Origin of the sequence: Dapis brunnea BLCC-M229, assembly GCF_050015995.1 — a bacterium.
Classification (GTDB): Bacteria; Cyanobacteriota; Cyanobacteriia; order Cyanobacteriales; family Microcoleaceae; genus Trichodesmium.
Map to the genome: position 1 here is coordinate 24740 of NZ_JBNHEP010000269.1, position 26959 is coordinate 51698.

General features: G+C 38.9%; 12 protein-coding genes and 1 pseudogene. 9 read left to right on the forward strand and 4 right to left on the reverse strand.

Annotated features, from left to right (window positions below; genetic code table 11):
* Nucleotides 1–33: 33 nt before the first annotated feature.
* Nucleotides 34–636 (forward strand): alpha/beta fold hydrolase, encoded by a 603-nt coding sequence (locus ACP6PM_RS30840; protein ID WP_426590696.1) that lies wholly within the window; start codon nucleotides 34–36, stop codon nucleotides 634–636.
* Nucleotides 637–1626: 990 nt separating this feature from the next.
* On the opposite strand, the gene ACP6PM_RS30845 is transcribed toward ACP6PM_RS30840, so the two are convergent.
* The gene (locus tag ACP6PM_RS30845; protein ID WP_426590697.1) at nucleotides 1627–3468 is read right to left on the reverse strand and encodes a pentapeptide repeat-containing protein; all 1842 of its coding nucleotides are present in this window, start codon (nucleotides 3466–3468) and stop codon (nucleotides 1627–1629) included.
* A gap of 1032 nt (nucleotides 3469–4500) precedes the next feature.
* Between ACP6PM_RS30845 and ACP6PM_RS30850 the strand changes: the two genes are divergently transcribed.
* From ACP6PM_RS30850 to ACP6PM_RS30870, 5 genes are all read left to right on the forward strand, one after another.
* Nucleotides 4501–5844 (forward strand): PPC domain-containing protein, encoded by a 1344-nt coding sequence (locus ACP6PM_RS30850; protein ID WP_426590698.1) that lies wholly within the window; start codon nucleotides 4501–4503, stop codon nucleotides 5842–5844.
* 1359 nt (nucleotides 5845–7203) lie between these two features.
* Entirely contained in the window at nucleotides 7204–8214 is a 1011-nt protein-coding gene (locus ACP6PM_RS30855) for an RNA polymerase sigma factor, RpoD/SigA family (RefSeq protein ID WP_426590699.1), read from the forward strand.
* A gap of 479 nt (nucleotides 8215–8693) precedes the next feature.
* Complete coding sequence (locus ACP6PM_RS30860) at nucleotides 8694–9149, forward strand: hypothetical protein (RefSeq protein WP_426590700.1); 456 nt, start codon at nucleotides 8694–8696, stop codon at nucleotides 9147–9149.
* A gap of 1019 nt (nucleotides 9150–10168) precedes the next feature.
* On the forward strand, nucleotides 10169–10327 hold the full coding sequence (locus tag ACP6PM_RS30865; protein ID WP_426590706.1) for a zinc ribbon domain-containing protein: 159 nt from the start codon (nucleotides 10169–10171) through the stop codon (nucleotides 10325–10327).
* A gap of 155 nt (nucleotides 10328–10482) precedes the next feature.
* Nucleotides 10483–12096 (forward strand): peptidylprolyl isomerase, encoded by a 1614-nt coding sequence (locus ACP6PM_RS30870; RefSeq protein WP_426590701.1) that lies wholly within the window; start codon nucleotides 10483–10485, stop codon nucleotides 12094–12096.
* A gap of 421 nt (nucleotides 12097–12517) precedes the next feature.
* Here ACP6PM_RS30870 and ACP6PM_RS30875 read toward each other — a convergent pair whose 3' ends face one another.
* Nucleotides 12518–12658 carry a hypothetical protein gene (locus ACP6PM_RS30875; RefSeq protein ID WP_426590702.1) on the reverse strand — a complete coding sequence of 47 codons (141 nt, stop codon included), beginning with the start codon at nucleotides 12656–12658 and terminating at the stop codon, nucleotides 12518–12520.
* 29 nt (nucleotides 12659–12687) lie between these two features.
* Between ACP6PM_RS30875 and ACP6PM_RS30880 the strand changes: the two genes are divergently transcribed.
* The gene (locus ACP6PM_RS30880; RefSeq protein ID WP_426590703.1) at nucleotides 12688–14412 is read left to right on the forward strand and encodes a diflavin flavoprotein; all 1725 of its coding nucleotides are present in this window, start codon (nucleotides 12688–12690) and stop codon (nucleotides 14410–14412) included.
* Nucleotides 14413–15208: 796 nt separating this feature from the next.
* On the opposite strand, the gene ACP6PM_RS30885 is transcribed toward ACP6PM_RS30880, so the two are convergent.
* Together ACP6PM_RS30885 and ACP6PM_RS30890 are read right to left on the reverse strand one after the other, a co-directional pair.
* A complete protein-coding gene (locus ACP6PM_RS30885) occupies nucleotides 15209–16444 on the reverse strand; it encodes a molybdopterin molybdotransferase MoeA (protein ID WP_426590707.1) in 1236 nt (411 codons plus the stop codon).
* Nucleotides 16445–16543: 99 nt separating this feature from the next.
* Nucleotides 16544–16678, reverse strand: a complete 135-nt coding sequence (locus ACP6PM_RS30890; RefSeq protein ID WP_426590704.1) for a hypothetical protein — start codon at nucleotides 16676–16678, stop codon at nucleotides 16544–16546.
* Between the two features lie 1042 nt (nucleotides 16679–17720).
* Between ACP6PM_RS30890 and ACP6PM_RS30895 the strand changes: the two genes are divergently transcribed.
* Both ACP6PM_RS30895 and ACP6PM_RS30900 read left to right on the forward strand, forming a co-directional pair.
* On the forward strand, nucleotides 17721–26516 hold the full coding sequence (locus tag ACP6PM_RS30895) for a DUF4347 domain-containing protein (RefSeq protein ID WP_426590705.1): 8796 nt from the start codon (nucleotides 17721–17723) through the stop codon (nucleotides 26514–26516).
* Between the two features lie 27 nt (nucleotides 26517–26543).
* Nucleotides 26544–26723: pseudogene (locus ACP6PM_RS30900) on the forward strand (IS701 family transposase); the annotation flags it as partial.
* Between the last annotated feature and the right edge of the window lie 236 nt (nucleotides 26724–26959).

The following is a 26959-nucleotide window of genomic DNA, read 5'->3' on the forward strand; positions in this document are numbered from 1 at the left end:
GATTTAAAATAATAAAATTGGCCTAAATAAATTATGCATACCCATATTAATTCTCAATATCTGCATCTGGAAAATGCTCGGATTCATTACCTAGAAACTGGCCAAAAAAATTCAGTTAGTATCTTGTTGCTACATGGAGCAGGTTTTACTGCTCAGACGTGGCAAGAAATAGGTACTCTCGATCTTTTGACTACGCAAGGTTATCGAGCTGTTGCAGTAGATATTCCTGGTTATGGTCGTTCCCAAAGAATATCAGTTTCTAGCTTAGGTTTTTTGCGAGAAATATTAAATAATTTAAACTTAAATTTGCCAATTTTAGTATCTCCTTCTATGAGTGGCAGTTATAGTTTGCCTTTTGTGATTAATTATTGCGATAAACTAGGAGGCTTTGTCGCAGTTTCTCCTGTAGGAATTGAGCGTTTTCAGGATGAATTAAAAGGAATTAATTTACCAACATTAGCTATTTGGGGAAGTAACGATCGGATAGTACCTGTAGCACAAGCTGATTTGTTAGTAGAATTAATGCCAAATTCTCAAAAAGTTATTCTGGATGATGCTGGCCATGCTTGTTATATGAGAAAAACTGAAGATTTTCACAAACATTTAATTAAATTTATTGATACTTGCAAAAGTTAGTTATCATATAATATCAACTGCGGATAATTAGTTATAAGTAAAATATCTTATTTTTGGCTATATAAAGGCTATAGTAGAAAGATAAATTATCTGAAATTATCGTCTATTCCTTACTTTTATACTCTTCCTCTCTAAAAAATATTTATAAGTAATAAGAGTGAACTTGATATAAATATTTAGGAGCTGGTTAAAATAGAAATATGAAATGATTAAAATTTAACAAAAATCTCCGCCTAATTTTAGTTAGTTGTGAGAATGCCCAACTATAAGTTTAAGGTAACTATTTCCGTTTCCCTGCCGGAATTCTCCGCAAACAGCTATTAGCAATCAGCTCTGATTTTTTTTAGGAATTAAGTAAGGATTTGTTTAAGAACACTTATATTAACTGAATATCTACTTATTTATCCTAGAAATTATCTGAAATATATCAATAAATGATTTCTTCCCATTAAGACAATATGAGGGTAATTATAATAAGTGCTGAAGTTCGCACTTATATCAAGTCTCATTAATTAGCCATAATAAAAATCTTTTCTCTGATAAATTTCTCCCTGTTCCCTCAATTTTTTATTGTGGGTATTCAAAGAGACATGATATTACGACCCAGGAGGAAAGCTAAAAGCTGACCGCTGTTTACATAGTATTCCGCAGGAAATGCTGATAATTTAACTTCTTACTTATTCAATCAATATCTATCCTTAAACCCCCCGTAGTATCAAGGTCATAATTTGGTATTTTCTTAACTCAATGATAGTGAAAGAATACGATTTATAAAAAATTTATTCATGGAGTTTTATGCTTAATATAATCTCCGGATAATTAGTTATAAATAAAATATCTTGTCCTGACTATCAAGGAGAAAGAAAAGGAATGTATTTCGATTTCTTTCCTACTCCGACTGCTATTTTATTCCACTTACGCTGCTTTCCTACTACCTTAATAATAAGTATTCAACCGAACATGATATAATAAATTCCTTCTGCTAGTGATTTAAGGATGAATACTACCATCTGGCATTATCGCACCTTTGAGGTCAGTATCTCGGAAGTTTGCACTCTCCAATTTTGCTCCGCGAAGATTGACACCACGAAGATTTGCACCCCGTAAATAAGCTTTGCTGAGGTTAGCATTAGTTAGATTTGCACCCCGTAAGTCAGCACCTTCGAGAGAAGCTTCGCTGAGATTAGCATTCTTCAAGTAAGCACCTAATAGATTAGCATTTTCTAAGTGGCCACCTTCAAGATTAGCACCTTCTAGGTCAGCATTCTCTAAATTAACAGCGCGATAACTATGACCTTTTTGACCTGCGAGTACAGTATCTTTGAGATTAGCTTGTTTTAACTTGGCACCCTTGAGGTTAACACCATCCAACTTAGCATTTTCCAAATTAGCATTTTCCAGATTAGCATTTTCCAGATTAGCACTAAATAAATTTGCACCCCGGAGATTAGCATTTTTGAGGTTAGCATTTTCCAGCTTGGCATAACCTAAATTAGCTCCCCAAAAATTAGTATTTTGAAGGTTTGCTTTATTCAGATTGGCATCCCAAAGATTAGCATATCCTAGATTTGCACCCCAGAGGTTCGCAGAGTGTAAATCTGCGTACCGGAGTTTAGCACCTCTGAAATCAGCATCTGATAAGTTAGCATTTGACAAATTAATTCCTGCCAAACTTGCTTTCCATAGTTCTGCATCTTTGAGAAGGGAATTATTGAGGTCGGCACCATCTAGACTAGCATCTTTGAGGTTAACATTCTTTAAGTTGGCATAGGCTAAATTAACATTACTTAAGTCACACCGAGGACACTGACCTGTTTGTAATAGCACTTGTTGCAAATGTTGTTTTCTCCCATTTGAACGAGATACTTCTAGTTCGTGCCGAGTTCTTAACCATTTATTTTCACCCCAGGTTGTTAGTGCTGCAATGGTACTATAAAGTGCCATGAAACATAGACCAATTGTTGCTACTCCAGTAAATATTTTCTTGGGTTTTTGCGTGCCAAATTGCATTTTTTGAGTTGTTGTATTTTCTGAATTACCAAGATATTTAAGCCTTTTGAGGGCAACTTCAGCATTGGGAAAGCGGGATTTTAGGTTAGGTTCCACCATTTTTTCTAGCCAATTAATAAATGCTAGTTCTACTTTCGGCAGCAATTTTTTGAAATTAATTCGATAGTTATCATTGATTAACTTACCAATATCGCTAGATTTTGTATTGGTTAACAAACAGATTAAGGTTGCACCTAAACTGTACAAATCTGATGCTTCGGTTAGTTCCCGGTTAAACAACTGTTCCGGTGGCATAAATCCTAGAGTACCTTTGACTGCACTACTAACTGCTACATTGCCATACCCACTGCGGGCAAACCCAAAATCTACTAGGTAAACTTTTAGTTGAATACCATTTCGTTCAACTAAGATATTTTCTGGTTTAATATCTCGATGAATAATTGGTGGTACTTGCTTCTGTAGATAGACTAAAACTTCTAATACTTCTTGAGCAATTTGTTTGATTTCTGCTACTGTCCAAAGTTGGGTTTGGGCAAGAGAGGGAGCATTTTTGTACTCTTGCACTAAGCAAAAGCCATTTTCTGTCTCAAATGAATCGAGATAACGGGGAATACTAGGGTGATTTAATTGTTCTAGCAGTTCAATTTCTCTATAGTAACTTTCGTATTCTGCCCAATTGGCAAATTGATATTGTTTTGTGACAACGGGTGTATCGGTGGTAGTATCAGTTGTGAGATAAGTAATTCGACCTCCAGTTTGATTGCAACCTAGTTCTTGTTCAACTTGATAACGTTGGTTAAAAAATTCTGGGAGATTCATCATAATTAGGGATTTTTGTCGATAATTAGTACATTAAGCAGGAAGTTAACTTTGACAATATTGTAGCGTAGAGTTAGTTGTTACATACCTGTTCTAAGATGCCTATACAAAACTGGAAAAATCTTGATAAAGACTATATAATCGATCCTTGATAGTCTCTTCCTCCTATTATTACCTTTAGGTTATCAGTATTAGGACTTACGCAAAATGACGTATTTTTGTCATTACGTTCCCGTAGCGTGTCCGTTGGAAGAAACCCTTCTGTCTTCTGTCCAGCAAAAGACCTCTCCGGAAAAGAGGGATTCATTAATGGATAATGCATAATGGATAATTGATAATTGATAATTACCTCTGATTAAAACCGAGAGGATTGAATATAAGGAATATTGTCTTTGTTTTCCCCTATCCAAGGGGAGGCTTCAAGGCGCGAATTATTTAATTATTAATTATTAATTATTAATCTTCGGTAGGGAGTAGTAGGGGGAAAGAATTAATGATTTTTGCGGGTGGGATTGATTTGATTTTTGATTATCACCAGATGTCTAAAGTATAAGTATTCAGGCGGACATAATATTATTACTCAACCAGAAAGGTGTAACAATTTTTAACGCTCTGAGTGGAGCAGGTATGACTCTATGGTTTAGTTTCGCAATAGACACTCCAGAAAAGAGGGAACAGGGAACAGGGGGGAGTAATTGATAATTTTATAGATAAGAATTGATTTTATTTTTAATTTGTAGTAAAAAAATGTTGTAAATTTTTATACATTAATTTTTTGACAGAGAAAACTTTATCTCAATTGTTCAGTAAAATTACATAGAACATTGCTTAAACTTAATTAAGTTTATCACTTTTTTGAGGGTGTCTATCTTTACTTGTTGTCTGAAAATTTTCCGATTCTGCCACAGATAGAAACTTTTTTTACTATAGACAAGTCTGATATTATAAGAATAGCAGTTTATTAAGTTTAAAAGATTTAAAAAATGCCTAAAAAACTTAAGCAGTTATCAACATAATTCAAAAAATATATCAACAATGACTGAAACTATAAGCGCACTTCAAGTGATTTTTACTGATAACAGTAACGATAGTATAAACGCAGCAACTCCTATAGGTACTCTATTTCCTGAAATACCTATAACTGCCTTGGGTACAATCAATGATTTTGATGGTGTAGACTTCTATCGCCTCACAGTTAATACACCTTTAAATTCAGGAATTGCACTACAAAATCTGACTGGCGATCTGGATGTAGCAGTATTAGATAACAATGGTAACTTAATTGCCAGTGGTAATAATTTAGGGGCATCCAATGAAGCATTTCAGGCAACTTTCTCTACCCCCGGTGAATATTTCATCAATGTTTTTCAAACTTCTCCTGGTATTGCTAGTGACTATGAGTTAGGTCTGTTTCCTGCTAGTGCGAATGTTAATACTACTGACAACAGTAATCAGAACCCAAACACACCAACTTTTTTAGGTACTCTACTTCCAGAAATACCTATAAATCAGTTGGCAACAATCAATGATTTCAACTCTATAGACAACTATCGCATCACAGTTAATACTCCTTTAACTGCTGGAGTTGCTTTACAAAATCTGACTGGCGATCTGGATGTAGCAGTATTAGATAGCAATGGTAACTTAATTGCTAGTGGTAACAACTTGGGTGCATCAAATGAGGCATTTCAGGTAGCTTTTCCTACCCCCGGTGAATATTCGATCGATGTTTTTCAGACTGCTCCTGGTATTGTTAGTAACTATGAGTTAGCGCTATTTCCCGCTAGTGCTAATATTATTCCTCCAGCACCTCCACCTCCTCCAGTACCTCCAGTACCTCCACCAGTTCCAATACCCCAACCAGTAAATGTTAGTATTGAGAGTTTCATAGACAACACTGATGAAGCGGTGAGAAATCTTGAAGATACAGCTTTCGTTTTTAAAGAAGATTATTTGTTAAATGCTACACCAAACACTCCTATAACAATTGACCTGGGCAGTATAAACCCTGGTTTTGACCCTCTATTAGAAGTATATCAAATTCCTCAAGATTCTCTGTTACAAACTAGACAAGGGCAAATACCAATTGCAGCTAATGATAATGGTGGTGGTGGTGTTGATGCTAGAATTGCACCAGACCAGATAATATCAGATATTCCAGGAATTTCTTCTCAGTTAACTCTATCACCAGAATTTAACTATTTGTTGCGCGTAACTTATAGAGAGCTACCTTTGATTGGAGGTTTTACCTTAAATGCAAGTGTTGATAATGGTTTTGTTAGTTTGACTAGGGTTCTATTGGGAAATACTATCCCCCAACCAATTATCGGAGGAGATTTATTAATCAATGGTTTGTTTAATGAAGGAAACTTTTTTTAATTACTCAGAATAACCTGAACCTGGTAAATTCTTAGGGACACAGTAATCTTGTTTCCCTATTAAAATTATCACTCACTTATATCATCTCATTGCAAGATTTGACATTCTCTCTCGGTTAACCACAAGGAATATAATATATACAGGACTTACGCAAAATATCATATATTACACAATATGTAGGGGTTAAAGGCCATTAATCCCTACTAGATATGGTGGCTCTTTGTAAGTCCTGATATAGTCTGGTTGACAAGTCGTCCGAAGCAACCAAAGGGAAGCAATCTCCCGCCACCCTTGAGATTGCTTCCTTTCACTCCGTTCCAGTTGCAATGACTACAATAACTAATCATCCAGATTTGATATAATGAGAAGATTACTCAAACTGAAATTCCCTTGCTCGGTGATAATTCAAAATTACCATGATTTATATGAAATCGGGTTATACAATTATCGCACTCTCTAAGTCCACTCAACATAGACTTTCCATAGAATACCCACCCTCAAATCCTTCTTTTGTCCTGACTCCTGACTCCTAACTCCTGTACGTTAACAATTTGACGGCTCCCCGACCTGACTCCTCAATCATACGATAACTAACTTTCTATATAAGTCTTGATTACTTTCCTCCCTAGGAATAGGGACAACCAGGTACTTTCAACAGAACCCTAAATATGGCCTACAAGCAGATATAAAGGGCACAAAAAACTTAAATCGATTTGATCGATCCAAAAACTTACTTTTATGTTACACTGTAGTATGTATCCAAATGATGCTAAAAAAACCATAATTTTTGGCTAGTCTTTTTCAGGAGATTCTATGAGAAGACAACTAAACTTTAAGCCTTATTTGTCAACTATTGCCAAGAGTTCGGTTATCTCTCTGTTGTTGTAGTTGCTTCTTAAGTATATCTTGAGCGATTATGGAATGGAGTCGATAATTAACTAAACGAATAAAAATTTTACCAAAGTTTTGCGGAAATTGAGAAAGATAAGTTGGAGTTAATTTCAGCTCCTAATAGTTTTAAGGAAAAATTAAGATTTTCTACCTATAGAACTAACATTTTATTCAGGAATTTAGTTTAAGCTTGTATTACAAACAAGAAAGACAAACTCATAATTAGTTTACTTTACATGGAAACTGAATTATAAATTTTATCAATATAAATCATGTAAAAATTTAATTTTTCTTATATTTCCATGCAAAAATCAAGATAGTAAAGTCCAATTATAAAGTTTTTCTCACTTTATAGCATTTTTGGGGGATGGGCAAGCCTATCCTCGTGTAGTTGTCTCTATATATACTCCCACTATCAGGAGCCAATTATAACTACTGCAATATTTATTAAAGGAGTTTATTACAAAAATGTCAAAACTAAATCAAGCAAATAAAACTCAAAAGACAACTAAAACTAAATTTAGCGGTAGCTCTTACTCCTCAATGGATACAGTTCGTACTTATTTACATGAGATTGGTCGTGTACCGCTCCTAACTCGTGAGGAAGAGATTATTTATGGTAAGCAGGTACAGCAAATGATGCAACTGCTGGAGTCAAAAGAGAAATTAGAGGAAAAAATAAATAGACCAGCAACTGGGCCTGAATGGGCAGAATATGTAAGACTAAGTGTAGAAACACTCCAGCAAGCAATCAAGCAAGGTCAACGTGCTAAGCAAAAAATGATTGAGGCTAATCTTCGCTTAGTAGTGGCGATCGCTAAAAAGTACCAAAAGCGAAATATGGAATTCTTAGATTTGATTCAAGAAGGTACTCTTGGTTTAGAACGAGGAGTAGAAAAATTTGACCCTACACGGGGCTACAAATTTTCTACTTATGCTTACTGGTGGATTCGCCAGGCAATTACTAGAGCGATCGCACAACAAGCTCGTACTATTCGCTTACCGATTCACATTACTGAAAAGCTCAACAAAATCAAAAGAGTTCAGAGAGAACTAATTCAGAGTTTGGGTCGTAGTCCTACTCCTTCTGAGATTGCCCAAGCTTTAGAACTAGAGCCATCTCAAATTAGAGAATATCTCTTGATGGCCCGTCATCCTATTTCTTTGGATTTACGAGTTGGAGATAATCAGGACACTGAATTGCAAGAACTTTTAGAGGATGAAACATCTTCTCCAGATGACTATATCACTGGTGAATTGTTGCGTCAAGACTTAAATACCCTACTGGGAGAATTGACCGAGCAACAACGTCGTGTATTGATATTGCGTTTTGGTCTTGAGGATGGTAAGGAGATGTCCTTGGCTAAAGTGGGAGAGAGACTTCAACTCAGTCGTGAGCGAGTTCGTCAACTAGAGCATCAAGCTTTGGCCCATTTGCGCCGTCGTCAGGCCAAGGTACGAGAGTATGTAGCTAGCTAGGTATAGCAGTCGAAGCAAAGAGCACGGATATTACTAAATAGACATCTCCAGAAAACACTTAACTGGGAACACTTAACTGGGAACACTTAACCCACCCCTAACCCCTCCCAGGAGGGGAGTAATTGATAATTTCTGGATAATAATTGATTTTATTTTTTATTTTTGGAGATGTCTAATGCTAAAAATCACTCAGAGATGACTTCTGACTTCTGACTTCTGTACGTCGCCAATCCGACGGCTCCCCTATGCGCGTAGCGCTATATGAGTATCTTCCTAGCATAGATCCCTCTATTGTTAATCTCAAATTGACATCATTCCTTGTGGATATAGTTATTTTTAATGATTATCTCCACAAGGAATTTTATTTGAGAAAAATAACTTTTGTTTCAGTTGAGTAAGCAACAAAAATTGTTAAAAAATAGACCTTTATGCTTTAATACGGGTATGATAATGGTGTAGATAATAATTTAGCAATATTCGTGATTTTTAGGTTAGTGGCGATCGCAACCTACTCTATATTGACTTATGGTGTAGTTAATAGGCCAGTAATACAGTATAAATCTATTTCTGTTAAGTTTAAGGAAGAAAGGCCAAAGTTTTCTTCAGAAATAGACAATGATAATATGCGAACTGATGGAATTTACCTTTTTGGTCAGTCTAGGCAGCCAGAGCAAATTCAGAATGAGTATTTTGTCTTCAAGTTGAAAAATGGTAAGGTAATAGGTGCTTTTTATCTACCCCATTCAGCTTTTTACTGCTTTTATGGTATTCATCAAAAAGATAGTTTACAGGTAAAGGTTATAGATAGTTATGATAATAGTGCTTCTGACTACACAGTAGACCTGACAAAATATCACCGAATAAATCATGTTAGTGATAATGATTTCCGAATATTAAAAACTTGTCAAACTAACTATCAATATTTAGTTTGGTAATGGAATGTTATACCAAATCTCAAAAGTTGGTAACATATCTAGAAAAAATGTGTTGTACCAATTTAATAAATGTTTGCTACAAATACCTAGTAGATTTTTCAGTCCTCAGGTAGGGGAACCGTCTCCTTGGCGAGGTGGGGATTGAGACTGAAGGATTTTTTTTGATTTGATCCCCGATCCAAGGGGAGGCTTTCAACCTGAATTGTTCATAGCAATTTTCATTTAGGTAGACCACAGTCAGGATGTTCCATAGAACCTTCCTACTAGGGTCAGGACTTATATACTTATATCATGTTTGGAAGAACAGTTACAATTAGCCTTGTAGTTGAGCTTTAGCCCTAATACTAAGTATTGTATTTGCTCAAGCCCAACTACAAACAAAAACTTTATTATAAGTAATTATCCAAACATGATATTACTCAATACCGCTAGATATAGCGTATAACTTTATCATTATAACCGAATTTTATATGACTCTTTGATGTCTCCAGGAGTTAAAAAACCCTGGATTCTTAAGCGGATGTGCTTATGCGGGCTACAGTGAGAAAGTATATTGAAAATCAGACTGGAAAATAACGCCGCTTTATTACCCGTGTGTCTTTATTCAACCAGCAGTTAAAACTGGCTGGCTAACTTCCTCCCGTTTTTTTTAGGGTTTAACACTGCACTGAATAAACCTGAACTTTCCTGAATAAACCTGAACTTTCCTGAATAAAACTGAACTTTCCTGAATAAAACTGAACTTTTCCGAACAAAGTTATACAAGATTTGTTGTATACTTACGCCAAAATACTGAAGTATAAGTACTTGTATAAAACTAATTTAAGATCAATTTTTAGTTACTGAAAAATAGGTGTATTTCAGGAATAGAGTCAATTATAAGCAGATTTGTTTTTTTCCAGTATAAGTTTATTGTCCAAATTAATCTCACAAAAGTTCAGTTTTATTCACATGGGAAATTCCTGAACTTTCCTGAACTTTTATGTATTGTTTTTTCTGAATATCTCTGCGATAGTAGTATCAACAACAGAAAGTCTAATTGCGGTCATGTTCAAGATATGCCATTAAGCCTTAGAACTTATAACTGTTCTGAGTGTGGGATATCTATAGACCGCGATTTAAACGCAAGTATAAGAGTGAGAAATGCGGTCGGCTTGACCGTTGATGCCTGTGGATGAGTAATCGCCGACGGTCTCAGTGGAAGCAGGGACGTTGCATGCAACGTCCGTACACATTAAAATGTCGCTAATTATGACGTTTTATGTTGGTTTTATAAAGCAGAAACACAATATCGTAGTTATAAAATATATACAACGAAGGAGTTAATAGACCAATGGAACAAACACAAGAAACACAAGAGTATTTAGAAGAACTAGGCTTACCTGAGTTAGAAGGACAGGTAACAGTAGAAATGGTGGTACAAAAGGTATCACAGGAAGAAGAAGAGGAAACTGAAAACGAAGAAAACGAAAACGAGAATGAATCAGAAGAAGGTAGTGACACTAGAAAAGTTACTATTCAACTTAACTCAACAAGTGCCCCAGTAACAGCAGGTAACTTTGTTGATTTGGTGGAGCAAAATTTCTATGATGCTCTGGCATTCCACCGATTTGTAAATGAATTTGTAGTTCAAGGTGGCGACCCCCAGAGTAGAGACCCTGATTTTCTGATTGAAGATTTAGGTTCAGGGAGTTATATTGACCCGGTAACAGAAGCTCCACGGGAAATTCCTCTAGAAATTAAGATTGCAGAGACAGAAGAAATTGTTTATAACCAAATAGTTGATGATCCAGTGGAGTTATCCCATGAAGCGGGGGTAATAGCAATGGCTCGCAGTCAAGAATTAGATACAGCTTCTTCACAATTTTATTTCACCTTAGATGATGTCAGCGCTCAATTAGATGGTGGCTATTCAGTTTTTGGAGAAGTAACTGATGGCTTTGATTTTGTGCAAGAACTTAGAGAGGGCGATCGTATTCTTCTAGGGAGAGTAGTTGATGGAATAGTATCTAGTAGAGTTTCAGAAATAGTAACTGATTCAGATTTACTCAATGAATTAGCTAACAAGGATAATACACAAAAAGTCTCCTATGTTCTCTCCATGGAAGAGAATGAAGAAGATACCGAAAATAGTGATGGGGATGAGACTAACTCTGACCAAGATGATTCTGATATTGAGGAATCTATAGGAGAAGAGATTACGAGTAGTCAACTTTCGGAAAATCTTGACGAAGAGGTTAGTCAAGAGGAAGATCAAGATGAAGAAACAGAAGATGATGATAATGAAGAAGAAACAGAAGATGATGATGAAGAAACAGATGAAAATCTAGAGATTGATGAAGAAGAAGCAAGTGTGGCTATTGAAGAAGAAGAAGAGGAAACAGACGAAACAATATCCGAAACAGAGGGTGATGATATTATTGATATAGGTACTGTTGAGTCTACTTCCTTCAGCATGATGGGGTCAGAAGGTGACGATGAAATGTCTGGCAGCGAAGATAATGATATTATGAGTGGCCGTCAAGGTGATGATTCTATTGAGGGTCTAGAAGGTAATGACTGGTTGCGAGGTGGAAAGGGACGTGATGTCTTAATAGGTGGGGTCGGTAATGATTATCTAGTTGGTGATTATGGTCTTGATACTCTGACAGGTGGAGAAGGAACAGATAGTTTTCTGTTGCGAGCTGATACTGTCGAGGGAGTAGATGAAATAGAGCAGGCGGATATGATTACTGATTTTAGTCTCGCAGATAGCGATCGGATTATTGTAATTGCTGAGTTCACTGCTTCTGATGGCCTAGAGTATGAATTAGTCGATGGTGACACTGTAATTAAATTGTCCGACAGTAGTCATATATTGGGAGTAGTGACAGAAACTTCCATAGAAGACGTTGAAAATAACATTTTTGCAGTTAACCCTGATGATTATGCTTTACGTCTTGGTTAATTACAGCAATTTCCGAGGCGCGTGAGGTACAAAAAATTAGGACTTTAGGCAACAGCTCATCTGGCAACAGAGAATTAAAACTCTACCTCACTGTCCGGGCAAAGTGCTATAATATAGAATCCGAGTAATTAGTTATCGTATCGCCCTCGGAGTTAGGAATATCAAGTCAGGACGATGTTGATAATGGGCAAGTTAGTGGCTCTTGCAGAGCCGCTCCGAAGTACGCCATATCCAATCTCCCCTCGAGAAAAAAAATTGTGATTTCCTTATCTTCAATTCCCGTACGGTTTTAACCAGAGGTAATTATCCATTATTTATTATCCATTATCAATTAATGAAAGCGCTTTTCATTTGAGTAGACCAAAAAGTAGGGACGTTGCATGCAACGTCCCTACAAGTTTATTATTTTTTTTAATGTGGTTTATTGACCTGAAAACCTTTGTATGCTAATAAACTCACTCATATATTGCTTTTGACTTTTGACTTTTGACTTTTGACTTGAAGTAACTTTTGACTTAAAGAAAGCGATCGCTACAACATGATAAAATATAGCATTATACATTATATTTGTATAGATTATACAACTAAACTATGCTACAAACCACCAAAACAAAAGATGTTCAAGTTGTAATCATTGCGGAAGACACAAAAGTATTACGGTCTCGGACTTGGGATAGACTAAAATTTGAAGTCGAATATTCCCTCCAAAAAGGTACCACTGCTAACTCCTATCTCATCCAAGCAGAAAAAACTGTAGTTATCGACCCCCCTGGTGAATCATTTACTACAAATTATTTAGAGTCTTTGCAAATACGTCTTGATTGGCATCGCCTTGATTATGTAATTCTGGGTCACTTTAATGCTAATCGTGGAGCTACCCTTAAAGCATTGTTAGCTGTAGCACCTCAAGTTACTTTTGTCTGCTCAAACCCCGCAGCTTTAACTCTCAAGGACTATTTCAAAGACGAAGAGTTGAAAATTAAAGTAGTTAAGGGTGAAGATACTCTTGACTTAGGTGGTGGCCATCAATTGCAGTTTATCACTACTCCGACTCCTAAATGGCCAGATGGTCTGATGACTTATGACCCGCAAACTCAAATTCTGTTTACGGATAAATTTTTCGGCGCTCATGTCTGCGGAGACCAAGTTGCTGATGAAGGATGGAGCGTCTATAGCGAGGATAGACGCTTTTATTATGATTGTCTCCATGCAGCTCAGGCAAAACAAGCACTTTCTACCCTCGAAAAAATTTCTGAGTTGACTGTGAAATTCTATGGTTCTGGTCACGGGCCGATGGTACGCTATGGGATGATGGAGTTAACCAGTCTGTATCGGAAGTGGAGTCAGGAACAAAGTTCGCGAGATTTGAATGTAGCCTTGCTTTATGCTTCAGCTTATGGTAATACAGCGACTGTTGCTCAGGCGATCGCTAGAGGTTTAACTAAAGCAGGGGTAGCTGTAGAATCAATTAATTGTGAGGCTGCCACATCTAATGAAATTAAGGAAGTAGTAGAAAAATGTGATGGATTTATTATTGGTTCACCTACTCTTGGCGGTCATGCACCAACTCAAATTCAAACAGCTTTGGGTATTGTATTGAATACAGTTTCTAAGGATAAATTAGCAGGAGTATTTGGTTCCTTTGGTTGGAGCGGTGAAGCAATAGATTTTTTGGAAAGTAGATTAAAGGATGCGGGTTATAAGTTTGGTTTTGAACCTATTAGAGTAAAATTTAAGCCAGATGATGTGATGATTCAAACTTGTAAGGAAACTGGTACTGATTTTGCTCAAGCTTTGATCAAATCCAAAAAACGTCGCGCTCCTAAACCTTCGGGGGGTGGTTCGGGAAGCGATCGTACTGCTCAAGCAGTGGGAAGAGTTGTGGGTTCTCTATGTGTAATGTCTGCTAAACGTGAAAATGTCACCAGTGCTATGTTAGCTTCTTGGGTATCTCAGGCAACTTTTAATCCTCCTGGTGTAACTGTCGCTGTTGCTAAAGACCGCGCTCTAGAATCTTTGACTCATACGGGGGATAAATTTGTGTTGAATATATTAGCTGAGGAAAAGAAGGATTTACAAAGGCATTTTCTCAAGTCTTTTGCGCCCGGAGAAGATCGTTTTGTTGGGGTTGAGACAAAGGAAGCTAATAATGGTTGTCCTATTTTAACTGATGCTCTGGCTTATTTGGAATGTAAAGTCGCAAACCGGATGGAGTGTGGCGACCATTGGTTAGTTTATGCTGTTGTAGAGAATGGTCAACTATTAAATGATGGGGTAACTGCCGTTCACTTCCGCAAATCAGGCAGTCATTATTAGAGGGAGTAGGGAATAGGGAATAGGGAGTGGGGAATAGGGAGTGGGGAGAAACTACAACCAGTATGTCGGTCCAGTAGGGTGCGTTAGACGGCTAAAATTTAGAATGTGAAAAGCATTTAACAATCCGTCGTAACGCACCATTTTAGGTGTGTCGGTCTACTGCTATATTATTTACGACTATATTTTTCTTTTTTATAGTTTTTCTCCGCCAAATTCCTATTTGTCTACTAAAAATACAAAGAGTAGCACCGACCCAACAAATTTCTAAAAAAGACATAAATATGTGATATTTCATTTTTTCTTATGGGTAAATAACACTATTTAATATAATATCCGCTTGAATAGTTATAAATAGAAAGGTGGCAGTCAGGAGTCAGGAGTCAGGAGTCAGGAGTCAGGAGTCAGGAGGGAAGAGAGGAGAAAGAAAGTATAAAAAGGAGAAAGTTTTTTGGTCACGTAAGCGGAACGGAGTTCTATCGTTAATTATCCAGACATGATATTAGGAGATAAGAGGAGGGAGTTTGAATGCTGAATGCTTCAAGCCATAGCAAAGACAGAATTGGTTAGGACATAAAGTAATAGACATCTGGTGAAAATTAAAAATAGAATCAATTATTATCCATAAATTATCAATTACTTCTCCCTGTTCCCTGTTCCCTGTTCCCTGTTCCCTGTTCCCTGTTCCCTGCTATATATCATAGGAAATGTTTTTCCAACTGTTCCCTGTTCCCTGTTCCCTGTTCCCTGTTCCCTGTTCCCTGTTCCCTGTTCCCTATTCCCTATTCCCTGCTATATATCAACTGATTTTCAAAACTTGGACTGACTTACCTGCAGGAATCAAAGTTTCATTCAATGGTACAACAGCTAAACCTGTAGTGCCAGCTAAATTAATTAAATTTCCCGAACTGTGACTACCGACCGCAAGTTGAAACTCATAGCCATTATTGCCTGAATTGAGCTGACCCCAGAGATAAGTTTCTCGTTTACCATTAGAGCGTAAATCTTGAAGCGATCGCGCAGTTACAAACTCAGGTTTCCATGCAGTTTCTTCAACTCCAGCCAATTTTTTCAGCGCGGGTTGTACAAAGCGCCAAAAACTAACCAACGCTGAAACAGGATTTCCTGGCAAACCAAAATATAAACATTGAGCATCAGAAAATTTAGCAACAGTTAAGGGTTTTCCAGGTTTAACCGCCACAGAATGAATATGAATTTCTGCTCCTAACTCTGTGAGAATATCCTCAACATAATCATAGTCTCCCACTGATACTCCACCAGTAGAAAGTAAAAAATCTGTAGATGTGACAGCTTTAGCAATAGTCTGTTTCAAAATTTCTCGTTCATCTGGCACAATACCAAATCGTATTACTTCCGCACCCATCTGGGCAACTGCTACTGCTAAAGCATACTGATTTGAGTCTACTAACTGACCTGGTTGTAGGGATTGCTCTGGCGTAACTAATTCATTACCAGTGGAAATAATTCCCACCTTTGGTCGCCGATAAACAGGGATTTTCGGACATTGAAGTGCTGCTAAAATAGCTATTTCAGTAGCACTAAGAGGAATTCCAGGATTGAGTAAAGGTGTATTTGCCTGATAGAATGAACCTTTATATCTTACAAATTCTTGGGGTTGGGGAGTTTCTAAGATAAGTACCCTGTTACCTTCCCTTTGAGTCACTTCTTGCATGACCACTGTATCTGCTCCTGGAGGCATACAAGCACCTGTAAAAATACGAGCTGTTTCCCCTGATTCAATTTGCCCTTGAGGTTGATATCCAGCAGGAATTTCTTCTATAATTTCCAAAGATACAGGATTTTCTGGACTACAGTCTTTGACATCTGTAAATTTTACTGCATAACCATCCATTGCAGAATTATCCCAGTGGGGAAAATCTAGTTTACTGCTGACTGGTGTAGCTAATATTCGCCCTGATGCGGTTAATAGGTCTACTATTTCTATATCCTTTTGGGAATCTAAGGGTTGTACTAAATTCAAAATGATTGACTCTGCTTGGTTGACTGGTAGCATTTTAATTTCTAGAGTTTGGGTTATTTCTATTATAGAACCCATTTGAGATCTATTTAAAATTAAAAAGAGATGGGGAGATGGGGAGGTGGAGAGTATTTTTCAACCTGCTTGGTGCCCTACCAACTGCGCCGTGCGACGGTGAGTACAGTGCGTTAGGCGGGTTAAGCGACAGTCACGCAACTGTCGTTCGCGCAGTGTCTCTGAAAGAGATACTCGAAGGGTGCGGGGTCGCATCCGCTTTTTCGCTTATGCCTTCCCTCCATCTTCTGACTCCTGACTCCTGACTCCTGACTTCTGGTAAAAAACACGGGTCGCTGACAAAGATACCTTCAGGGGTTCTATAGAAGCCATTTGATATCTCCAGAAAAGAGGGAATAGAGAGAATTAATTAATAATTTATGGGTAATAATTGATTGGATTTGGGATTTTGCCAGAGGTCTGGTACACCCAAACTCCCCACACTCCCCAAACTCCCCACCCCCCCATCTCCCTATATTTAAGTACACAAATAGATACGCTTAGGGGTTCTATAGATTGTATTTGAAATTATCTCTCCATACATCAGTTTAGGAGTGCTAAAGCGCAACAACAAACAAAAACTTTTTTAGCGGGATTTATACCGTTTATCAAAAATTTTTCTATATTTACTTGAGTAGGGGAGTAGGGGAGTCGGGGAGAAGTAAACACAAGACGGGATTAACTTTAAATTACCTCAAATTAGCAAAAAGATGTTTTTCCTGTATTAATTACTTAATAGGGGTTGTGTTTCTCATCTTCAGAAAGCTTTGACATAAAATCATTGATATACAAGCATTATAGCCTAATTTTACTCATTAAGTTGTGTAATATAAAATCCGGATAATTAGTATATCCAAGTCCGCAGCGACTGGAACGGAGTGGAAGGAAGCAATCTCAGGGTTTTAGGAGATTGCTTCCTATCGTCGCAATGACGACTATTCTACCGGATTCTATATAAGTCCCATTAATTGCTATAGCAATCCTATTTTATTCATGTCAAAAATCTTGCCACTTTTTGGTATGGAGCTTTGGAATAAATGCCCAATGGGCAAGAGTTTCGGAGATACTGTTGGCGAAACTTTCCCCCAAAAATAAGGACGCAACTTGACAAAAAGCAGCATATTTGGTTAAGCTATGGTACAGCAAAACCCAAGCAAAAACCAAAATTAAAAATAACCTATTATAATAGAGGTGCAGCAATTCTCAAACTCTAACAAACCCTCTTATACTAATTCTTGAAAATAGGACTATATATAGGATGATAATTAACGCTCCCTCTTCCGTCATTTTTGTTGATAGCAATATTGCTGACTACCAATCTCTAGTTAACAGCGTTGAACCAGGGACAAAAGTAGTTGTATTGGATGCCAACCGCAATGGTGTCGAGCAAATTACTGAAGTATTAGCTAACTACAATAATTTAGATAGCGTACAAATTCTTTCTCACGGAGATTCAGCTGTCTTACAGTTGGGAAATAGTAGCCTAGATAACAGTAATATTGAGAGCTATGAAAACCAATTGCAACAGTGGGGAAAAGCCCTAAGCGAAAATGGTGATATTCTTTTATATGGTTGTAATGTCGCAGAAGGCCAACAAGGACAAGCTTTTATTAATCGCTTGGGAGAGATTACCGAAGCGGATATTGCTGCCTCTGAAGATTTGACTGGTAGTAGCGATCTGGGGGGAGACTGGGTATTAGAAGCGACTACGGGATTTATCGAATCACCTCTAGCGTTTCAAGTCGAGGCAATGTCTGCGTTTAATTCTGTATTGCAAACTTTTAGAGTTACTAACAACAGAGATAGTGGTGCGGGTTCTTTGCGGCAAGCCATTCTAGATTCGGAAAACAATAACAATGGCGGGACAAGAGACATTATCCAAGTAGATGAAGGTTTAACTATCAATTTAACTGATAGCTTGCCAACTATTAGCGAGGATGTTGAGATTCGAGGTAACGGCGTTGTAATTAATGGCTCGGATGAACATCAGATTTTAGCAATTAATGGCGAAACCGACGCTACACAAATAATCTTATCCGATCTTTCCTTAACAGATGGTCGTGTCAGGGGTCGTGTTGGAACTACTGGCGGAGGCGGTGGCTTAGGTGCTGGTGGTGCTTTGTTTATTAACAACGGTACGGTAATTGCGAATAACGTTGATTTTACTGACAATAGTGCTGTTGGTGGCAATAGTGGCCCTGGAGCCAGAGGCGGTAGTGCTGAGAGAACGGGTGAAAATGGAGGTCGTGGGGGAATTGCCAATGTAAATGGTACTGCTTTTGCTGACACAACTCGTGCTGATGGTGGAACAGGAGGTAGAGGTGAAAGAAGAAATGGTCGTAGTGGCGGTAGTGGTAGTGATGGTGAGGATGGTAGCTTTGGCAATGGCGGAGGTGCTGGCGGCGGCGGCGGCGGCGGCGAATCTGGTGGAGTGTTAGAAGGCTTCGGTGGTTTTGGTGGTGATGGTGGTGATGGTGGTTTCGGTGCTGGAGGTGGTGCTGGAGGCGGTGCTGGCTCGAATCCCAGTAACCGCAGAAGAAAAAGAAGAACCGGATTAGGCGGTGATGGCGGTGATGGCGGAGCATTTGGCGGTGATGGCGGTGATGGTGTTGATGTCCCAGCAGGTGGAAGTAGAGGTCCGGCTGCACTCGGTGGCGGTGGTGCTGCACTCGGCGGTGCTATTTTTGTCAATCGGGGTGCTGATTTAATACTTCTTAACAGTGATTTTTCTGATAATTCCGCTACTGGAGGAACTGGTGCTAACAATGGTCAAGCAAAGGGACGTGACATTTTTGTTAGAGAAGGGTTGTCTATATTTGGGATAACCCTCATCCCTGGTGGTCAAGTTTCTCAAGCTAGTACCAATGTTGCTACGGGAAATAACCTAGATAATGGTCGCGTCTTTGGTGACATCAGCAATTTTATTCTGCCCACAATTAATCTAGCTCCAGGAGATAATTTATCAGAACCCGATCGAAATGGTTCTTTTAATCTTTCCCTAAATAGAAGCTTGCCCATAGATTTAATAGTTAACTATACAATTACGGGAACTGCTATTAACGATCCCGATCTCTTTGATGATGAGGAGATTGATAGTGCCGATCTGAGTATTCCCCTGAGCGTTACAATTCCTACGGGAGCAAGACAAGGTTCTATTAATGCCGAACTAATTGACGATCGCCTTTTCGATCCTGATGAAAATATCATTGTCACCTTAGAAGATTCTCCACTTTACAATCTCGGTGCTTCTATTGCTGCGGAATTGGCTATTGTGGACGACGAGGCAGATATTAGCCTCGATGCGAGAAATGCAGTAGAAGGGGAGCGTAATGGTAGGTTGATCTTTAATTTAGACCCCAATGCTCCTGAAGGTCGTCAGTTAAGCTTTAGGATTACTGGCGGAACAGCAGAACTGGATACAGATTACAGGTTTCTCAATGCTGACGATGAGCCTATCGTCACAGATGAAGAGGGTAATTTTTTCCTAGATATTTCTGGTGAAGACCGAGTTGTGGTTCAAGTAGATGCCACAGGAATTTCAGGGGGGATTCCCGATTTTGACGATTCTGCTGCTGAAGGAAATGAGACAATAGAAATTACTCTCAATCCTAGTGAAGAGTATGGTGGTGGAGGAAATACCATAACTACAAATATTGTTGATAATGACAGTCCCCCGACAATTGACGTTGTTGCGGAAGATAATGCTACTGAAGATAACTCCGAACCTGGTATTTTCCAGCTTGATTTATCCAATCCCTTACTTAGTAATGGCAATGAAAACGATGATGAGGATGCCATCTTTAACTTCACTATCGGTGGAGATGCTACGCGAGGTGAAGACTACAACTTAGTCTTAGTGGCTAATACTACGGAGCGAGATAATATCGGCGTCTTAGTGACTAATACTACGGAGCGAGATATTATCGGCAACAGTTTCTCTTTGCCAGAAGGTACGAATACTGTCAGCATTGAGGTCATACCAATTGATGACAATGAAGAAGAAGTCAATGAAAACGTTACTTTTACCCTCAATGAAGGAGAAGGATACGAACTAGGAGAAACTTCAGCAGAACTAACCATTGAAGACAGTGGTAGAGATGATGCGAGTAATGTAGTAGGGGTGCAAATTATCGAATCTCAAGGTGAGACTAACGTCATAGAAGGACAAACTACAGATAACTATACGATCGAGTTAACCAGTGAACCTACTAGCGATGTCACTATTAATTTTGCTACCGATACAAATCAGGTAGAGAGTATTGACTCCATTACTTTTACTCCCGAAAACTTCAACATCAGGGAAAATGTTACGGTGGTTTCTGTTGATGACAATATAACTACAGAAGACCGCACTTCGGTTATTTCCCATACTGCAACCAGTGATGATGATGCTTATCAGGGAATTGCCATTAATGATGTTACCGTCAATATTACCGAAAATGATGTTCCTGGGATTATTATTGCCAACGGAAATAATTTCAGCATCGCCGAAGGAGCAGCGGGGGGAATCTACACCATTGCTCTAGAAACCCAACCCACAGCAGATGTCAATATTAGTTTTGAGATTAGCGACGATCTCGAAGCCATTGCACCCATAACTTTTACTCCAGATAACTTTGCTACTCCTCAAGAAGTTACAGTTACTGCTGCAATTGATGATGAAGTAGAAGAAACGGAATTTCAAAACATTGCTCACGTTATTGAGAGTGACGATCCTCTATATGATGGCTTGTCAGTACAATCTCTTCCCATTGCCATTAACGAACTAAGTTTCGACAATATCGAGACAGCAGGGGGTTTAAATAACGCCCTCAATTCGATTCAAGATTCGATTGACGCTCAATTTCGAGCCATTGAATTACCCTTTGTTGGTTCTCTAGAAACTCTCGCACCAGATTTGATCGGTAGTTTCCAAAATACCTTAATTAATCGGGTGCAGACAGGAGGAATATTAGACGTAGAGAAACTTAGGGGGTTAGTTGAAGAAACTCTTGAGGAGATTCTTGATGTTAATGTAGAAGTAAGAGAAAATCTCTCGGAAGAAGAAGCAACTTTTGATATTACAGTTGCCAAAGAATTTAACCTTGCCAATATCGATCTGGATGCGGATTTAGGTTTGCCTGGATTGGGAATTGATGTTGATGGTAGTATCGATCTCGATTTTGATTATCAATTCGATTTGGGATTTGGCATTAACCAAGAATTCGGTTTCTTTATCGATACAGAAAAAACCAACTTTACCGCAGGAGTCGATCTTGGTTTGAGCGATGATTTCCAAGCAACGGGGAATCTAGGCTTTTTGGAACTCGATCTAATCAATGATGAAGAAAACCCCACGTCTGTCGGTGCTGATTTTACTCTAGGACTCAATGATATAGATAATGACGAAAACTCAAATAATACCGAAAATTCAAATAATACCGAAAATTCAGATGATGAAGAAGATATAGATGGCGATCGCCTCACCAGTACGGAACTAAGGAATGCTTCTTTCGATGACTTATCCGATCTCTTTAATCCCAGTGCTTCGGCAACTGCAAATCTCGGTTTAAATGCCGTAACTAGTATACAAGCAGATACTGCTTTTCCCAGTATTAATTTCGATTTGGCAGGGGAATTTGGCTCGTTTGCGTTTGAAGAGGGAGAAGCAGTTGGCGATTTTTCACCTACGATCGCCTTTAACAACGTGCAACTAGATTTAGGCAGTTTTCTCTCCGACTTTGCTCGCCCCGTAATTGATAGCATTAACACCATCATCGATCCTTTTCGCCCTATAGTTGATTTTCTCAACACCGATACGGAAATCCTCAACGATCTGAGCATTGCAGACGGTTTGGATGGCAATGGTGATGGTGAAATTAGCGTCATCGAATTAGCACTCGGCATTGCAGAATTGTCTGGAAGCGCTCCCAATGTCAACTTTCAGGCTGCTTTCAACCAAATCACAGAACTGTTCGCTCTGTCAGACGCTCTCAATGAATCGATCGAGGGTGATGAAGGAATTATGATTGATGTGGGTTCTTTCGAGTTGGGAAATTTTGATGCTAGCGATCCCGATGCCGATCCAACGGGCGTTGAAGCAGACCAAACCGAGTCCGCACCAGATTTAGAGGAACAACTCGATGATGCTCCCGATGATGGTAGCAGAAATACCCAGAAAGCAAATACCAATAGAATACTTAATAACGGTAATTTCGATATTCCTTTAATTGACAATCCCTTTAGCGCGATTGACTTACTCTTAGGTAAAGATGTCGCTCTCTTCACTTACGATCTTCCTGCATTAGAAGTTGGATTCGACGTACAACAAACGTTTCCCATTTTTGGCCCAATTAGCGGTTTGTTAGAAGGGGATTTTAATGTCGCTTTGGACCTCGCTTTTGGCTTCGATACCTTTGGTTTCAATCAATGGTCTGCTAATAATTTCGACCCCTTAGAATCCTTCAGAGTCCTTGATGGTTTCTTTGTTAGCGATCGCGAAAATCCAGACGGTACAGGGGAAGATGTGGATGAGTTGGTTGCTACTGCAACTATTGCAGCAGGATTGGGTGTCGATCTGATTGCTCTTTCGGGGTTCCTCAAAGGAGGTTTAGAAGGTATTATCGGTCTGGATCTGATTGATGGCGGAGAAATCAACGGTACGGATGACGGCAGACTGCGGGCTTCGGAGATTGCAGATCGCATTTCCACACCTTTTGAACTATTTCAATTAAACGGTATCGTTAACGCCTTTTTGGGTGCAGAAGTTCAATTATTTCGTAGGACGGTATTCGAGCAACGAATTGCCACTTTCCCCCTAGCTGAGTTTAGTATTGGGGGTAAGGGAAATAGTTTTAGTAGTGTCTTGGATGGGGTTATTTCTGGCGGTACGGTCTTCTTTGATGCCAACTTCAATGGTATTCAAGACCCCAACGAACCCGTTACCATTAGTAATGCCGATGGTAGTTACGATCTCGATATACCATTCTCTCCCTTCGATCTTAATAGTAATGGTGTTATAGATCCCGAAGAAGGCAGAGTGGTTATTGTTAACGGCATTGATATCTCCACTTCCTTACCTCAAACCGCACCCATTATTACTACTCCCAATGCAACTGTTGCCACACCTTTAACTAGCTTGGCTGCGGAAATTGCTGAACCCGATCTCGAAGCAGCACAAGCACAAGTAATTAATATTTTCGGTTTATCAGAAAATAGCGATTTATATAATGATGACCCCCAAACTTCCCAAGTATCAGTCTTGGGTTTACAATCTCAACTGCAAAATCTGATTATTTTAGCTACCCAAACTATCGGTGCGACTTCTTTAACAGGGCAAACCATCAATGGTAGCGAGATTCTGAGTAAAGATGGTCTGATTTATCTCGATAACAACAATAACCAACAGTTTGACGATGGCGATTTAGAAGTAGTTCAAGCTGATGATGGCTCTCGTTTCTTCGATATTAATGATAACGGAGAATTAGATAATAACGAGGTTTCTTCTACAGTAAATGAAGCACAAATTGCCAGTGCTATTCTTCAAGAAATTGCCGATAGCGCTAGTAATGGGGAAGTTCCCGATCTAGCCGATACTGATACCGTAACTGCTATTATTAACGAGGCTTTAACCTTTGCCATAGCCGAAGATTCCAATACCAATCTTAATGAAAATGCCATTTCTCAACTAACCGCAAGCATTGTGGAGAAAAACCTCAATATTGATGGTATATTAGGTAAAGCTTTCCTTTCTGAAGCCGAACAAAGACAACAAATTAGCGGTCGTTATGTCTTTATTGATGTTAACGAGAATGGGATACAAGATAGCGACGAACCTTCTTCTTTAGTAGACGAAACAAGCGGAGACGAGCTAGATATTACTCCCTTTGACACCAACGAAAACGGTCTGTTAGACGTGCGCGTTGTTGTCGAAGGAGAATCCCCAGATTTTGTCTTTGTAGATAGTAATGCCAACGGCGAATTCGATCCGGACGAACCATTCTCAGTTGTCAATCCCAGCGGTGACAACAACTTAGAAATTGATTTTATTGATAATAATGGCAACGGTGTACAAGATGACAACGAATCCTTCTCGATCGCTTCTCCTCTCAATCCCGATGGTACTGAAGTTGTAATTTCTCCTTTCGACCTTAATGAGAATGGAGTTTTAGAATTAGGAGAAGACGATAACAATAACGGTATCTTAGATCCAGGAGAAGATAATAATGAAAATGGTGTCTTAGAATTAGACGAACTAGGAAAAGTAGTGCTTGAAAGTACGCCTGTAGATCGATGGTCGTTTGTAGATAGTAATAGCAACGGAGAATTCGATCGCGGAGAACTCTTCTCTCCTATATTTGATGATGGCACAGATCTCCTCGATCCTTTTGTCGAACCTGCTAAAGTATTTGTCGATGCTACAGAATCTCCCGAATTAGCTGGAGGGTTCCAACATCTAGTCATCAATCCTTTAGCAACCATCTCCCGTCTGCTTGCCGAAGGTACCGATACCGCAGTAGCTCAAGACCTAGTTAAAACCGCATTCGGACTACCAGAAGATGTGGATCTGCTCAACTTCGATGCTTTACAAGCAGCCTCTAACCAAGACCCCAACTGGCTAGAAGTATATGCAGCACAGGTTCAGGTGCAAAATACCCTCGTCCAAATAGAGGCAGTAACGGGAGTTTCTGAAACCGAAATTGTTGAAGCACTATCAAATCAAATCGCTAACTCTGAAAATCTCGATTTGAGCGACTCAACTCAAGTAGAAGAAATTATCAACGAACTTGCGCCCGAATTAGCAGACAATACTGTTGATGGTGCAGCAGAAATCATTACTGAAACTAACGAACGCATTGATGACATCGCTGACGATGGCACCATGGGCGATCGCGAAAAATCGATAGAAATCGTCCAAGTACAGCAAGTAGCGCAAAGCGATGACCCAGAAGGTCTAGTAGAAGATTTACTACAATTAGGAACAGAAGAGGAAAATGTTGAAGAAATTGTTGATAATAATACAGGAGAAGAACTTACCGAACAAATTGAAAATACAGAAGAAATAGACCCTACTACCCGTCCTGACTTTAGCAATAGTCGCCCCATCGCTGAACCAGATATTGCAGATACTGATATTGCTACATCAGTCACGATCAATGTTTTAGACAACGATAGCGATCCAGACAACGATGCAATTGAAATTGTAGATATTTTTGCGTCTGATAATGCGGAAGTAGTTATTAACCCAGATAATACCCTGACCTACACTCCCAATAATGGTTTTACAGGAGAAGACATTATCTTCTATGCTATTCAAGATAGTAACGGCAATGTTGATAATAATATTGTCACTGTGACAGTTAGACCTGCTGGAATTCTCCGTGAAGGTAATGATGATAATAATTTTATTAATGGTAGTGAAGGTAACGATACATATATTGGCCGAGGAGGTAACGACTTAATCAGGAGTCATGAAGGTGACGATAGCTTGAGTGGCGGTCCTGGTGAGGATACTTTGGAAGGTGGTGCAGATGATGATAGTATGAATGGAGGCAGTGGAAGCGATCGTATGCTTGGTGTATCTGGCGAGGATCTATTGATAGGTCGCCCCGGTAACGATATCTTGTTAGGAGGTGAAGGTGATGATACTCTAGAAGGTGGTACTGGTCGCGACAGACTCAACGGTGGACCAGGAAACGACCAACTCACAGGAGGAGGTAGTATTGACCGCTTTATCTTTAACACTAATCAGGAATTTCAGACTGAGGATATAGGTATAGACACAATTACTGATTTTTCCCAAACACAAAGAGATATTATTCTCCTAGACCTGAGAACTTTTAGTGCTATCAACAGCGAACCAGGAACAGGTTTCAGTATTGCCAGTGAGTTTGTAACAGTTAGTGATGATGAATCAGCAGAAAATTCTAATGCAGTCATTGTCTATAACAGTGAAAATGGTAACTTATTCTATAACCCCAATGGTAGTGAAGCAGGTTTCAGCGATGGAGGTCAATTTGCCACTTTGACAAATACCCCAGAGTTAGAAGCAGAAGATTTCTTTCTGAGAGGTTAGCGATCGCTCTTTATGGGTTTTGGGTAGATGATAGAAACAACCCCTACCGCGATGCCTCCTTGGGCGTCAAAGCTGGTCTGAACAGTTTAACGATTGTGGGAAAAATCCACCTCAAAAAATAGGATTTCGCCATTATTTAGGTGGATTACTAGGAGAGAGCGAAAGGAAAAACATATCACGAACATTGCCAATAATTCTATTGGAGTTTGGGCTATATTTTGGCTTAAAAGTTGTGTAATATAGAATCCGGTTATATAGCACTACACAAATAGGGCGCGGACATTTCTAAATCCTGAAACCTTTTGATAGTCAACTGTTCCCAGTTAAGTGTTCCCTATTCCCGATTCAAGTAGCGCTATATAATATATGTTGATAATTCTATCAAGACTTACGCAAAAGATAGAATTATACACAATATGTAGGGGTTAACGGCCGTTAACCCC